14 protein-coding genes and 1 tRNA gene are annotated in these 12,797 nt (G+C 72.4%); 13 read left to right on the top strand and 2 right to left on the bottom strand.

Translation table 11 applies throughout. From position 1 onward, the window contains the following. Window positions 1–4: 4 nt before the first annotated feature. The 8 genes from H7A72_RS12640 to H7A72_RS12600 all read left to right on the top strand — a co-directional run bounded on the left by H7A72_RS12640 (window position 5) and on the right by H7A72_RS12600 (window position 6,638). A complete protein-coding gene (locus H7A72_RS12640; protein WP_084450176.1) occupies window positions 5–571 on the top strand; it encodes a SurA N-terminal domain-containing protein in 567 nt (188 codons plus the stop codon). Between the two features lie 2 nt (window positions 572–573). Then, window positions 574–1,341 carry a MazG nucleotide pyrophosphohydrolase domain-containing protein gene (locus H7A72_RS12635; RefSeq protein WP_185220761.1) on the top strand — a complete coding sequence of 256 codons (768 nt, stop codon included), beginning with the start codon at window positions 574–576 and terminating at the stop codon, window positions 1,339–1,341. 22 nt (window positions 1,342–1,363) lie between these two features. Then, window positions 1,364–2,479, top strand: a complete 1,116-nt coding sequence (locus H7A72_RS17210; protein WP_370543537.1) for a GNAT family N-acetyltransferase — start codon at window positions 1,364–1,366, stop codon at window positions 2,477–2,479. 109 nt (window positions 2,480–2,588) lie between these two features. Further along, window positions 2,589–3,869 carry a phosphopyruvate hydratase gene (gene eno, locus H7A72_RS12620; protein ID WP_185220760.1) on the top strand — a complete coding sequence of 427 codons (1,281 nt, stop codon included), beginning with the start codon at window positions 2,589–2,591 and terminating at the stop codon, window positions 3,867–3,869. Window positions 3,870–3,877: 8 nt separating this feature from the next. Beyond that, window positions 3,878–4,414, top strand: a complete 537-nt coding sequence (locus H7A72_RS12615) for a septum formation initiator family protein (protein WP_084450179.1) — start codon at window positions 3,878–3,880, stop codon at window positions 4,412–4,414. Beyond that, complete coding sequence (locus H7A72_RS12610; protein WP_185220759.1) at window positions 4,411–4,947, top strand: DUF501 domain-containing protein; 537 nt, start codon at window positions 4,411–4,413, stop codon at window positions 4,945–4,947. The genes H7A72_RS12615 and H7A72_RS12610 overlap by 4 nt, the downstream gene beginning before the upstream one ends. Continuing rightward, window positions 4,944–5,945: a Ppx/GppA phosphatase family protein gene (locus tag H7A72_RS12605; protein ID WP_185220758.1), complete on the top strand. Its 1,002-nt coding sequence runs from the start codon at window positions 4,944–4,946 to the stop codon at window positions 5,943–5,945. The genes H7A72_RS12610 and H7A72_RS12605 overlap by 4 nt, the downstream gene beginning before the upstream one ends. 78 nt (window positions 5,946–6,023) lie before the next feature. Next, window positions 6,024–6,638: a hypothetical protein gene (locus H7A72_RS12600; RefSeq protein WP_185220757.1), complete on the top strand. Its 615-nt coding sequence runs from the start codon at window positions 6,024–6,026 to the stop codon at window positions 6,636–6,638. 4 nt (window positions 6,639–6,642) lie between these two features. On the opposite strand, the gene H7A72_RS12595 is transcribed toward H7A72_RS12600, so the two are convergent. Next, a tRNA-Leu gene (locus H7A72_RS12595) sits at window positions 6,643–6,719 on the bottom strand. 102 nt (window positions 6,720–6,821) lie between these two features. Between H7A72_RS12595 and H7A72_RS12590 the strand changes: the two genes are divergently transcribed. The 5 genes from H7A72_RS12590 to H7A72_RS12570 all read left to right on the top strand — a co-directional run bounded on the left by H7A72_RS12590 (window position 6,822) and on the right by H7A72_RS12570 (window position 11,595). Next, window positions 6,822–7,586 carry a siderophore-interacting protein gene (locus H7A72_RS12590; RefSeq protein ID WP_185220756.1) on the top strand — a complete coding sequence of 255 codons (765 nt, stop codon included), beginning with the start codon at window positions 6,822–6,824 and terminating at the stop codon, window positions 7,584–7,586. Window positions 7,587–7,643: 57 nt separating this feature from the next. Next, window positions 7,644–9,026 (top strand): cystathionine beta-synthase, encoded by a 1,383-nt coding sequence (locus H7A72_RS12585; RefSeq protein WP_185220755.1) that lies wholly within the window; start codon window positions 7,644–7,646, stop codon window positions 9,024–9,026. Window positions 9,027–9,028: 2 nt separating this feature from the next. Further along, window positions 9,029–10,210, top strand: a complete 1,182-nt coding sequence (locus tag H7A72_RS12580; RefSeq protein ID WP_185220754.1) for a cystathionine gamma-synthase — start codon at window positions 9,029–9,031, stop codon at window positions 10,208–10,210. A gap of 168 nt (window positions 10,211–10,378) precedes the next feature. Beyond that, entirely contained in the window at window positions 10,379–11,341 is a 963-nt protein-coding gene (locus H7A72_RS12575; protein ID WP_084450186.1) for a Bax inhibitor-1/YccA family protein, read from the top strand. Beyond that, on the top strand, window positions 11,338–11,595 hold the full coding sequence (locus H7A72_RS12570) for a hypothetical protein (RefSeq protein ID WP_185220753.1): 258 nt from the start codon (window positions 11,338–11,340) through the stop codon (window positions 11,593–11,595). The genes H7A72_RS12575 and H7A72_RS12570 overlap by 4 nt, the downstream gene beginning before the upstream one ends. A 178-nt stretch (window positions 11,596–11,773) precedes the next feature. Here the strand turns inward: H7A72_RS12570 and H7A72_RS12565 are convergent, their stop codons facing one another. Then, on the bottom strand, window positions 11,774–12,769 hold the full coding sequence (locus H7A72_RS12565) for an SGNH/GDSL hydrolase family protein (RefSeq protein ID WP_185220752.1): 996 nt from the start codon (window positions 12,767–12,769) through the stop codon (window positions 11,774–11,776). Window positions 12,770–12,797: the final 28 nt, after the last annotated feature.

The raw sequence follows: 12,797 nt of genomic DNA, 5'->3' as shown, positions 1-12,797 counted from the left end.
CCCCGTGCTCGGTCACCACTCCCGCCCCCTCGCCCTCGCTGCGCTCGCCGCGCTCGCCCTCACCGGCTGTGGCGGATCCGACGACGGTGCTGCGGCCGAGGGGGGCAGCTCCGCCCTCGCGGCCAAGGTCGGGGACACCGAGATCACCGTCGGTGACATCCAGCGCAGCACCCGCGAGTTGACCGCCTTCGTGGCCGCCCAGGCGCAGGCCTCCGGTCAGCAGCCCCAACAGCTCGAGACCTCGACGGTCGTCACCTATCTCGTCCAGACGCCCGCCGTGCTCGACTACGCCGAGCAGGAGGGGCTCGAGGTGCCGTCCGCCGGGGCGATGCGCCGCGAGATCGGCAGCGCCGTGCCCGACCCCTCCGACACGACGGTCGACTTCCTGCGGGCCAATGCCGTCGCGAGCCAGCTCGACGAGAGCGCCCAGCAGGAGCTGAGCCAGCTGCTCACCGAGACCGATGCCGAGCTCAGCCCGCGCTATGCGTCGGCGCTCGGCGAGTCGCCCGACTGGCTCGAGCAGCCCGAGCCGCAGCAGCAGCCCGGCGCCGGCCAGCCGCAGACGCCCTGATCGTGCGGCGACTGGTCCTCCTCGCGACGAGCCCACGGGTCTCGCCTGGGCTGCTCAGCCGCGACGCCTGGCGGGCGATCGAGTCCGCCGACCGCGTCCTCGTGGCCGACCCCGACGAGGCGCTGCCGCTCGCGCTCGTCGACGACGGCATCGCCGTCGAGCGGATCGAGGCGGACTCGCCCCACGAGCGGGCCCGCGAGCTCGTCGACGCGACGTCCGGGGGAGCGGTCCTGTGGGTCGGCTCGCCCGACGGCGACCCCGGCCTGAGCGATGCCATCGCCGCGGAGGTCTCCCGGCTCGACGAGGCGCCCGAGGTCGAGGTGCTCGTCGGCTCGTGGGACGTCGAGGGCGGCCGGCTGCTCGACGCCGTCGCCGTCATGGACCGGCTGCGCTCGCCGGACGGGTGCGCCTGGGTGGCCGCGCAGACCCACGCGAGCCTGGCCCCCTTCGTCCTGGAGGAGGCGCACGAGGTGACCGAGGCGCTCGAGGCCGTCATCGCCGACCCCGATGACGTGCGACGACGCGAGGAGCTGACCGACGAGCTCGGTGACCTGCTCTTCCAGGTGCTCTTCCACGCCCGGGTGGCCGCCGACCACGGCGGCGCGCCCTTCACCGTCGACGACGTCGCCGCCGCCCTCGTCGACAAGCTCGTGCGCCGCAACCCGCACGTCTTCGGCGACGCGCGGGCGCAGACCCTCGAGGAGATCGAGGCGCAGTGGCAGGCGATCAAGGCGCAGGAAAAGGCGGCGCAGGCCGCCCGCCACCCCTGACATCACACTTACGGTCGTGCGCATGGACCAGCGGATCAGCTTCGTCACGCTCGCCGTCGCCGACCTCGCGGCGAGCCGCCGCTTCTACCTCGACGGGCTCGGTTGGCGGGCCGAGCTCGACGTGCCGGGCGAGGTCCTGATGATCCGCGTCGGCGAGCACCTGATCCTCTCCCTGTGGGACGCCACCGAGTTCGAAGGGGAGGTCGGCCCCCTTCGTCGTGGGGAGGGGCTGGCGCCGATCACCTTGGCGCACAACGTCACCCGGCCCGACGACGTCGACGCGATCCTCGAGCTGGCGCGCGGGGCGGGCTCGCCCGACGTCGCCCCGGCGCAGCAGCGCGACTGGGGTGGGTACACGGGCTACTTCGCCGACCCCGACGGCTTCCGCTGGGAGATCGCGGTCAACCCCGGGCCGATCGGCCAGACGGTGCTGCCGCCCGCCTGCCGCGACGAGGTGCGGCTGACTCCCTTCGACCAGCCGGTGGGTCCCTCGGTCGACGGCTGGACCCCGCCGCCGCGGCCCGACCTGCCGGCGACCACCGGTCGCTGGTGCACCGTCGAGCCGCTTGCGCCCGGGCACGCCGACGAGCTGGCGCCCGAGGTCGCCGGGCCCGATCACGACGCCCTGTGGACCTATCTCAAGGAGAAGCGCCCCGACGACGTCGTGGCCTACGTCGCCGGCCGGCTCGCCGGCGACACCGTCGAGGTGCTCGTCCGCGACGGCGACGGGGTCGCCTGCGGACTGGTGAGCCTCATGCGCATCGACCGGGCCCACGGCGTCGTCGAGATCGGCAACGTCGTGCTCGGCCCGCGGTTGCAGCGTACGACCGCCGCGACCGAGGCGATGTCGCTGCTCGCGCGGCACGTCTTCGACCTCGGCTACCGCCGCCTCGAGTGGAAGTGCGACAGCCTCAACGCCCCCTCCCGCCGGGCCGCCGAGCGGCTCGGGTTCGCCCACGAGGGCACCTTCCGCCGTCACGTCGTGACGAAGGGGAGGTCCCGCGACACCGCGTGGTTCGCCCTGACGCTCGACGACTGGCCGCGGGTCCGGGCAGCGCACGAGGCCTGGTTGGAGCCGGCCAACTTCGTTGGCGGGGTCCAGCAGCGGCGGTTGGCGGACCTGCTCGCGGCGGGCTGACCTCCCTTCGCCCGGTCCATGGGGTGGGTCGCAGCGCGAAGCGCCGTGGCCGAGCCGTTACGCTCGTGGCGACCTTCCCCGTGTATCGAGCACCACCAAGGAGCCGGTAGTGGCCAGCATCGAAGCAATTGGCGCCCGCGAGATCCTCGACTCCCGCGGCAACCCGACCGTCGAGGTCGAGGTCGCCCTCGACGACGGCACCATCGCCCGCGCCGCGGTGCCGAGCGGTGCGTCGACCGGCGCCTTCGAGGCCGTCGAGCGCCGTGACGGCGACAAGAAGCGCTACCTGGGCAAGGGCGTCGAGGACGCCGTCCGCGCGATCGAGGACGACCTGACCCCGCGTCTCGTCGGCTTCGACGCCAGCGAGCAGCGCCTCGTCGACGGCGAGATGCTCGCCATCGACGGCACCGACAACAAGGGCACGATCGGCGCCAACGCGATCCTCGGCGTCTCGCTCGCCGTGGCCAAGGCGGCGGCCGAGTCCGCTGGCCTGCCGCTCTTCCGCTACGTCGGCGGCCCCAACGCCCACGTCCTGCCCGTGCCGATGATGAACATCCTCAACGGCGGCTCCCACGCGGACTCCAACGTCGACATCCAGGAGTTCATGATCGCTCCGATCGGCGCGCCCTCCTTCCGCGAGGCGCTGCGCTGGGGCACCGAGGTCTACCACTCGCTCAAGGCCGTGCTCAAGGACAAGGGCCTGTCGACAGGCCTCGGTGACGAGGGCGGCTTCGCCCCCAACCTCGAGAGCAACCGCGAGGCGCTCGACCTGATCATCACCGCGATCAAGAAGGCCGGCTACGAGCCCGGTACCCAGATCGCGCTCGCGCTCGACGTCGCCGCCAGCGAGTTCTGCGACAAGGGCAAGTACACCTTCGAGGGCCAGCAGAAGACCGCCAAGGACATGGCGGCCTACTACGGCGAGCTCGTCGACGCTTACCCGCTCGTGTCCATCGAGGATCCGCTCGACGAGGACGACTGGGCCGGCTGGCAGGAGCTCACCGCGCAGCTCGGCGACAAGGTCCAGCTCGTCGGTGACGACCTCTTCGTCACCAACCCTGAGCGTCTGGCCCGCGGCATCCAGGACGGCGCGGCCAACGCCCTGCTGGTCAAGGTCAACCAGATCGGCTCGCTCACCGAGACGATGGACGCCGTCGCCCTGGCCACCCGCAGCGGCTACACCTCGATGATGAGCCACCGCTCCGGCGAGACCGAGGACGTGACCATCGCCGACCTCGCCGTCGCGACCAACTGCGGCCAGATCAAGACCGGTGCCCCGGCCCGCTCCGAGCGCGTCGCCAAGTACAACCAGCTCCTGCGCATCGAGGAGGAGCTCGACGACGCCGCGGTCTACGCCGGCGCGGGCGCCTTCCCGCGCTTCAAGGGCTGAGCGCCGTCATGGCTCGTACGCCGCGCCGCCGCCCCGCACGCTCCGGCGTGCCGGGCGCGGCCCGGCGACCCAGCACGACCCGGCCGGCCGGCCGGGGGAGCGCCCGCCCCCGCACCCGCTCCGGCCCGGCGACCCGCGAGGCCCAGCAGCGCCGCGCCGTGATGACGACCCGGCGCTGGGTCGTGCTCGGCTCGCTCATGCTGCTGCTCGGCGTCATGCTCGTGCCGACCGGCAAGTCCTGGTACGACCAGCGTCAGCGCCTCGGCGAGCTCAACGAGCAGGTCGCCGCGCAGGAGGCCAATGTCGAGGACCTCGAGCGCCAGCGCGACCTGTGGGGCACCGACGAGTACGTCGAGGCCCAGGCCCGCAAGCGGCTGAAGTTCGTCAAGCCGGGGGAGCGGACCTACACGGTCATCGACCCCGAGGCCGACAGCCCCGAGGTCGACCCCGAGACCGGTGCGGTCACCGCCCCGGCCACGCAGCCCTGGTACGAGCAGGTCGCCTCGTCCGTGGCCGCGGCCGACGACCCCACCTCGGCGCAGTGAGCTTCGACGACCTGGGCAACGACCTCGACCGCGTCGACCCGCAGGACCTCGAGACCGTTCACCGCCAGCTCGGCCGCCCGGCGCGCGCCACCGCGGAGGTCGCCCACCGCTGCCCGTGCGGCGGCCCGACGGTGCTGCGCACCGCGCCCCGCCTGCCGGGCGGCACCCCCTTCCCCACGACCTACTACGCGACGTGCCCGCGCCTCACCGGCCCGATCTCGACGCTCGAGTCGAGCGGGCTCATGGCGCAGATGTCCCAGCGCCTGCTCGAGGACGAGGACCTCGCCGCGCGCTACCGCGCAGCCCACGAGGACTACCTCGCCCGGCGCGCGGAGCTCGGCGACGTCCCCGAGATCGACGGCATCTCGGCGGGCGGCATGCCGATCCGCGTCAAGTGCCTGCACGTGCTCGTCGCCCACTCACTGGCCGCCGGCCCCGGGGTCAACCCCCTGGGTGACGAGGCCCTCGACCTGCTGCCCGAGTGGTGGCACGCCAGCCCGTGCGTCAGCACGGACGAAGGGAGCGACGCATGAGGGTCGCAGCGATCGACTGTGGCACCAACTCCATCCGCCTGCTCATCGCCGATGCCGCGGAGGTCGCGCCCGAGGACGAGGCGGCGACGCCCGTGCTCACCGAGGTGCTGCGCCGCACCGAGGTCGTGCGGCTCGGTCAGGGTGTCGACCGCACCGGCATGCTCGACCCGGTGGCTCTCGAGCGCACGCTCGGCATGTGCCGCGAGTACGCGCAGCAGTGCCGGGAGCACGGCGTGCCCGCGGGCCGGGTGCGCTTCGTCGCCACGTCGGCGTCGCGCGACGCGAGCAATGCCGACGAGTTCGTCGCCGGTGTCCGTGAGGCCTTCGGCGACCTCGACGTCGCTCCCGAGGTCGTGGCCGGCGCCGAGGAGGCCGCGCTGAGCTTCGCCGGCGCGACCGCGGGGCTGGCCGACGCGGGCTTCGACGGGCCCTACCTCGTCGCCGACATCGGCGGCGGATCCACCGAGATCGTCCGCGGCACGCACGAGGTCATCGCCGGCACCTCGCTCGACATCGGCTGCGTGCGCCTCACCGAGCGGCACCACCGCACCGACCCTCCGACCCAGGAGGTCATCGACGCCGCGCGCTACGACATCGCCGAGGCGCTCGACGCGGCCGAGGCCGAGGTCGGTCTGGGGGGCGTCACGACGGTCGTCGGTCTCGCCGGGTCGGTGACGACGGTCGCCGCCCTGGCTCTCGGTCTGACCTCCTACGACCGCGAGGCGATCCACCTGGCGCGGATCCCGATCGAGGAGATGATGATCGCCTGCGAGCGGCTCATCCTCAGCACCCGCGCCGAGCGCGCGGCCCAGCCCTTCATGCACCCGGGGCGCGTCGACGTCATCGGCGCCGGAGCCCTCATCTGGTGGGAGGTGCTCGAGCGGGCCCGCGGTGCCAACGGCCCCGACCTCGTCGTCACCGTCTCAGAGCACGACATCCTCGACGGCATCGCGCAGTCGGTCGTGCGGCCCGTCGTCGTCGAGGAAGAGACCGCCTGACGGCACCGCCCCGACCGGTGCGTAGGTCGCCCGTCGCGCGGAGCCTTGCCTGACGGGGGGCCGGACTACCCTTGGTCCATGAGGCGCAATCTCGGTGCATGGGGGCTCGCTGTCGTCCTGCTGACGGCGTGCGGGACCACGACTGCTGCTGAGCCGAGCGACGCGCCCTGCGGAGCGCCCACCTCCACGCAGGCCGCGCCGTCCGGGGAGGAGATCCTCGAGGTGGATGTGGACGAGCGTGTCGTCCCCGACACCCTCGAGGACCTCGCGGACGAGTCCGAAATCGTCGTCGTCGGCCGCGTCCTGCGGGCGCAGGACGCCGAGCTCGTCGCCGACAGCGAGGACGGCAAGGGGGTCCAGATGGAGCACCTGACGGTCGAGGTCGAGTCCGTCCTTGACGGGGACGGAGACCTCGCGAGCTCCGGAGAGGTGACGGTGCGGCAGGCGGGTCGTGACCACGGGCGGGTCCCGAGGACCAACGGGCTGCTCCCGGCACAGGTGGGTCAGTGCGCCGTCCTGTTCCTCGACAAGACCTCCCGCGAGCGGGTTCTCACGATCACCTCGACCCAGGGCCAGTTCGTCGTCGACGACGAGGGGCAGTTGCACGGGGCCGACGCGCACGGGCCCGGCGCAGAGGTGGTCCGCAAGATCGAGGGGATGACGGTTGAGGAGCTGCGTGCGGCCCTCGGGTGAGGGGTGCGGGCGGTGGGATTCGAACCCACACGTTCGACAGGAATTTTAAGTTCCCCGGCTCGCCAGTTGGCCTACGCCCGCCTGTGTCGCTGCCCCGGTGCCGGGCGGTCCCGGTCGCGGCAGCCCGGACAGCGTAGCGGTACCCCGAGACCGCTCCGGTTGTGGTAAGGGTAGCCTCAGTTCATGGCTTCTCCTGATCGTCCCGCTCGCCCACCCCGCCCCCAGCACGAGCTGACCGTCGTCTCCACCGAGCGCGTCGGCCCGCACCTCGTGCGCGTCGTCCTCACCGGTGACTCGCTGGCGGACTTCGGCGCGGCCGAGCACACCGACGCCTACGTCAAGCTGCGCTTCACCGACGCCGAGGGCGACCCCATCACCCGCACCTACACCGTGCGTGCGGTCGACCGCGAGGCGCGCCTGCTGACCATCGACTTCGTGACGCACGGCGACGTCGGCTACGCCAGTCCCTGGGCCCAGCAGGCGAAGGGAGGGGACCGCATCGTCCTCATGGGGCCGGGCAGCGGCTACGCCCCCGACCCGGAGGCCGGCTGGCACCTGCTCGCCGGCGACCTCTCGGCCGTGCCGGCCATCGCGGCCTCGCTCGAGGCGATGCCCGCCGGCGCGAGCGGCGTCGCGCTGCTCGAGGTGGAGGACCGAGGTGACGTCATCCCCCTTCGCGCTCCGGAGCACGTCGACGTGCAGTGGCTCGTCAACCCGGCGACGGACGACGTCGACTTCCTGGCCCGTGCGGTCGACGGCGTCGAGTGGCGCGACGGGGTCCAGGTCTTCGCCCACGGGGAGCGCGAGTCGATCAAGGCGGTGCGCCGCGTGCTCAAGCAGCGGGGCGTGCCCCGCGAGGCGATCTCGATCTCGGGCTACTGGGCACGCGGTCGGACCGAGGACGCCTTCCAGGCGGAGAAGCGCACCCCGGTCGGGCAGATCGACTGATCGGCGGGCGAGGGGAGCGCGGTGTCGGCCGCTGGTGATCCGTGCCACGATGCGGACATGCAGATCGCAGACAACATCTCCGACCTGATCGGCAACACCCCGCTGGTCAGGCTCTCCTCCGTCGCCCCCGAGGGGTCCGGGCTCGTCGCGGCCAAGGTCGAGTACCTCAACCCCGGCGGCAGCATCAAGGACCGCATCGCGTGCAAGCTCATCGACGCGGCCGAGGCCTCCGGCGAGCTGAAGCCCGGCGGGACCATCGTCGAGCCGACCTCCGGCAACACCGGTGTCGGGCTGGCGCTCGTCGCGCAGGAGCGCGGCTACCGCTGCATTTTCGTCTGCCCCGACAAGGTCGGCAAGGACAAGATCGACGTGCTGCGCGCTTACGGCGCCGAGGTGCAGATCGTGCCGACCTCCGTCGCGCCCGACCACCCCGACAGCTACTACTCGGTGAGCGACCGGCTGACTGCCGAGATCGACGGGGCGTGGAAGCCCAACCAGTTCTTCAACCTCAATGGTCCGCAGGCGCACTACGAGAGCACCGGCCCGGAGATCTGGGAGCAGACCGACGGTCAGATCACCCACCTCGTCGCCGGCATCGGCACCGGCGGCACGATCACCGGCACCGGTCGCTACCTCAAGGAGATCAGCGAGGGCCGGGTCAAGATCATCGGCGCCGACCCCGAGGGCTCGGTCTACTCCGGCGGCACCGGCCGCCCCTACCTCGTCGAGGGCGTCGGCGAGGACATGTGGCCCGGGGCCTACGACCCGGAGGTGCCCGACGAGGTCATCGCGGTCGACGACGCCGAGGCCTTCGCCATGACCCGTCGCCTGGCCCGCGAGGAGGGACTGCTCGTCGGTGGCTCCAGCGGCATGGCGGTCGTCGCCGCGCTGCGCGTCGCCGAGCGCGAGGGGCCCGACGCCACGATCGTCGTCCTGCTGCCCGACGGCGGCCGCGGCTACCTGGCCAAGATCTTCGACGACGACTGGATGGCCTCATACGGCTTCCTGCCCGGCGACGAAGGGAGTGACGCCACCGTCGGCGAGGTGCTCCGCGGCAAGGGCGGCGAGCTGCCCGACCTCGTCCACACCCACCCCAACGAGACGATCCGCGAGGCGATCGACATCCTGCGTGAGTACGGCGTCTCGCAGATGCCCGTCGTCGGTGCCGAGCCGCCGGTCGTCATCGGCGAGGTCGCCGGGGCGGTCACCGAGCGCGAGCTGCTCACCGCCGTCTTCGAGGGGCACGCCTCGCTCGCCGACCCGGTGAGCGCGCACATGGGCGCCAAGCTGCCGCAGATCGGTGCCGCCGAGCCCGTCTCGGCCGCGACCGAGGCGCTCGAGCAGGCCGACGCGCTGCTCGTCGTCGAGGGCGGCAAGCCCCTCGGCGTCATCACCCGGCAGGACCTGCTGGGCCACCTGTCCCACCGAGCGAAGGGCTGACCATGTCCGAGCGCAAGAGCGCGGCCGACGCGCACGCGACCCAGGGGTTCGCCACCCGGGCGATCCACGCCGGCTACGAGCCCGACCCGCTGACCGGCGCGGTCAACGTCCCGATCTACGCCAGCTCGACCTTCGCCCAGGACGGCGTCGGCGGCATGCGCGGCGGCTTCGAGTACGCCCGCACCGGCAACCCGACCCGCCAGGCCCTCGAGGCCAATGCCGCGTCCATCGAGTCCGGCACCTTCGGTCGTGCCTTCGCCTCCGGCATGGCCGCGACCGACGCGATCCTGCGGGCCTCCCTTCGTCCGGGGGACCACCTCGTCATCCCCGACGACGCCTACGGCGGCACCTTCCGGCTCATCGACAAGGTCTTCTCCCAGTGGGGGATCGAGCACACGCCGGCGCCGGTCGGTGACGTCGACGCGATCCGCGCCGCGATGCGCCCGACGACCAAGCTCGTGTGGCTCGAGACGCCGACCAACCCGCTGCTCAACATCGGCGACATCGAGGCCGTCGCCGAGGTCGCCCACGCGGGCGGGGCGCGGCTGGTCGTCGACAACACCTTCGCCAGTCCCTACCTGCAGCAGCCGCTCACGCGGGGCGCCGACGTGGTGCTCCACTCGAGCACCAAGTACCTCGGCGGCCACAGCGACGTCGTCGGTGGCCTGCTCGTCACCGACGACGAGCAGATCGACGTCGACGTCGCCTTCCTGCAGAACGGCTCCGGGGGCGTCCCCGGCCCCTTCGACGCCTACCTGACGATGCGCGGGATCAAGACGCTCGGCGTGCGGATGGACCGGCACTGCGACAACGCTGAGGCGGTCGTCGACCTGCTCGCGGGCCACTCGGAGATCTCCTCGATCCTCTACCCGGGGCTGCCCGAGCACCCGGGCCACGAGGTCGCCGCCCGCCAGATGTCCCGCTTCGGCGGCATGATCTCGGTGCGCATGGCTGGTGGGCGTGAGGCCGCGCAGCAGCTGTGCGCGCGGACCGAAATCTTCACCCTCGCCGAGTCGCTCGGCGGCATCGAGTCGCTCATCGAGCACCCGGGGGCGATGACCCACGCGTCGACCGCAGGCTCGATGCTCGAGGTGCCCGACGACCTGGTGCGCCTGTCGGTCGGCATCGAGGACGTCTCCGACCTGCTCGCCGACCTCGAGCAGGCCCTCGACGGGCTGGGCTGACCTCTCCACGCACGACGGCGGCCGGTCGGGACCCTCGGGCCCGGCCGGCCGTCTGCTTGCGATCCGGCAACGGCCTGTGGATCCGGGAACACCAGCCTCATGTCGACCGCTTAGTCTGGTGACACCTCTGCGGCCGACGTGCCGTGCCAGCCCCATCAGGAGCAGACGATGAGCAACCCGATCCTCGGCCGGGTCGAGCAGGACGCCCAGCACGGCTACGCCGGCTTCCGTGACACGGGGCAGGCGCCCCAGCAGCAGTACGGCCAGCAGGCCTACGGCAACCAGGGCTACGCGCCCCAGCAGGGCCAGCCCTACGGCCAGCCCCAGCAGTACGGCCAGCCGCAGCAGTACGGCCAGCCCTACGGTCAGCCCCAGCCGGGCTACGGTCAGCCCGGGCCCGCCGGTGGCTTCGGCGGCGGTGGCGGCGACAACCGGCCGATCACCCTCGACGACGTCCTCCTGCGCACCGGCGCGCTCTTCGCCGTGCTGCTGGCCGTCTCGGCGGTCGGTTGGACCCTGTCGGCGATGGTCCCGGCGATCGGCAGCCTGATGATGATGGTCGGCCTCGTGGGCACCATCGGCATGAGCCTGTTCATGATGTTCCGCCGCAAGCCGGTCGGCGTCGTCGTCGCGGTCCTCTACGCGGTCCTCGAGGGCGCCTTCGTCGGGCCGATCAGCGGCTTCTACCACCAGATCTACGACCCGGTCGGCTCGAGCGTCTTCGAGTCCATCGTCACCCAGGCGATCCTCGCGACGCTCTGCGTCTTCGGCGCGATGCTCGTCCTCTACCGCACGGGTGTCATCAAGGTGACGCAGAAGTTCCGCGCCATCGTCAGCATGATGGTCTTGGGCTACTTCGTCTTCTCGATGATCAACCTCGGCTACATGATCTTCTTCGACGGCTCGCCCTTCGGCTTCGGTGGCACGGGCTGGCTCGGCATCGGCATCTCGGTCTTCGGCACCGGTCTGGCCGCGGTCACCCTGGCGCTCGACTTCGACAACATCGAGACGGCGATCCGCACCCAGGCGCCGGTCAGCTACGGCTGGCACCTGGCGATCGGACTCCTCGTCACCCTCGTCTGGCTCTACCTCGAGCTGCTGCGCCTGCTGGCCCGGCTCCGCTCGGATTGATCCCCGACGACGTCGCGACCGAGCTCGGCCGCGTGGTCCGCAGCTGGCAGCAGCTGCCGCTGGACCGCGCGGCCGAGCGCGTTGCGGGCGTGCACGACCTGATGGCCGACGTCGCGGGCGAACCCCTGCCCGACCTCGGGCCGGCCGTGGTCATGGACCAGCTGCGGGTGGTCGTCTTCGACGCCTGCCGGGCCGAAGGGGAGTCCCCGCACCTCGCGCAGCGGCTCGCCTCCCTTCGCCTCACCTGGGCCTGACCGCGCCCACATGACCGCATTGCCCTACGGCAATGCGGACACCAGTGGCCGGGCCTGCACATTGCCGTAGGGCAATGCGGACGTCAGAGGCCAGGCCTGCGCATTGCCGTAGGGCAATGCAGCCTGGCCTGCGCATCCCCTTGAGGAAGTACGGACATCAGGGGCCCGGGCGGCGGGCTCAGACGTCGGTGACCTCGTGCTCGCCGCGGCGGCGTAGCATCGCCCACGGGCCGCGGGGGCCGTGGCTGCGGCCGCGCAGCTCGGCGGGGCCGACCTCGGTACCGGGGGAGGAGGCCGCCCGTTCGGCGGCGTCGTCGAGGGCACCGATGCCCTCTCCGCGCGCCGCCTCGGGCTCGGAGTCGTGGGTAGCGCCCCCGGGCCAGGCGTCGACCTCGGCGGCCACCGACGGCAGCAGCGCCGACGCGACCCGCGCGTAGCCCGCGGCGGAGGGGTGGAACCGGTCTTGGCTGAACATGATCGACGGGCTGGCGGCGAACTCGGGCCCGAGCAGGTCACCCATCGACACCGTGCGCGCCCCGGCCTCGACCGCCGCAACGGTCTGTGCTGCGGCCAGCTCGCGGCTCCACTGCCGCAGCAGCTTGTTGAGCGGGAAGGGGACCGGCTCGACCGTGCCGAGGTCGGGGCAGGTGCCCACGACGACCGGGACGCCGAGCGTGCGCAGGTAGCGCACGGTGCGCTGCAGGTGCTGGACCGAGACCGAGCGGTCGATGCGGTGGGTGACGTCGTTGGCGCCGATGAGGATGACCGCGACATCGGGCTGGTCGATGCGCTCGAGCGCCTTGGACAGCTGGGAGCTCAGGTCGGAGGACTCGGCCCCGACGACGGCCTCGTTGGTCAGCTCCACCGGGCGGCCCATGATCGCGGCGAGCCCGGTCGCGAGGATCGCGCCGATCGTCTGGAAGCGGTTGTCCGCGCCCATGCCCGCGGCGGTCGAGTCGCCGAGCACGAGCAGCTGCACCGGCTCGCCAGGAGCGGCGCCGTAGACCCCGTCGTCGTCGGGCGCCCCGTCGAAGGGGTTGCCGACGATCTTGCGGGTGATCTTGGCCTCGGCCTGGATGAGCCCGTAGCCGAGACCGGCCAGCGTGGCGCCGGCGGCGGCGGTGCCGGCAGCACCCAGCGCGGCCTTGCCGACGATGCGTCCCAGCTCTGCCATGGCTCTCCTCGTGTCCCCGGTCGTGGGC

The sequence above is a fragment of the Janibacter sp. YB324 genome (assembly GCF_014217915.1).
GTDB classification, from domain to species: Bacteria; Actinomycetota; Actinomycetes; order Actinomycetales; family Dermatophilaceae; genus Janibacter; species Janibacter indicus.
Note: the sequence above shows the minus strand (reverse complement) of the source record. Positions and strands in the feature narration are given on the sequence as shown.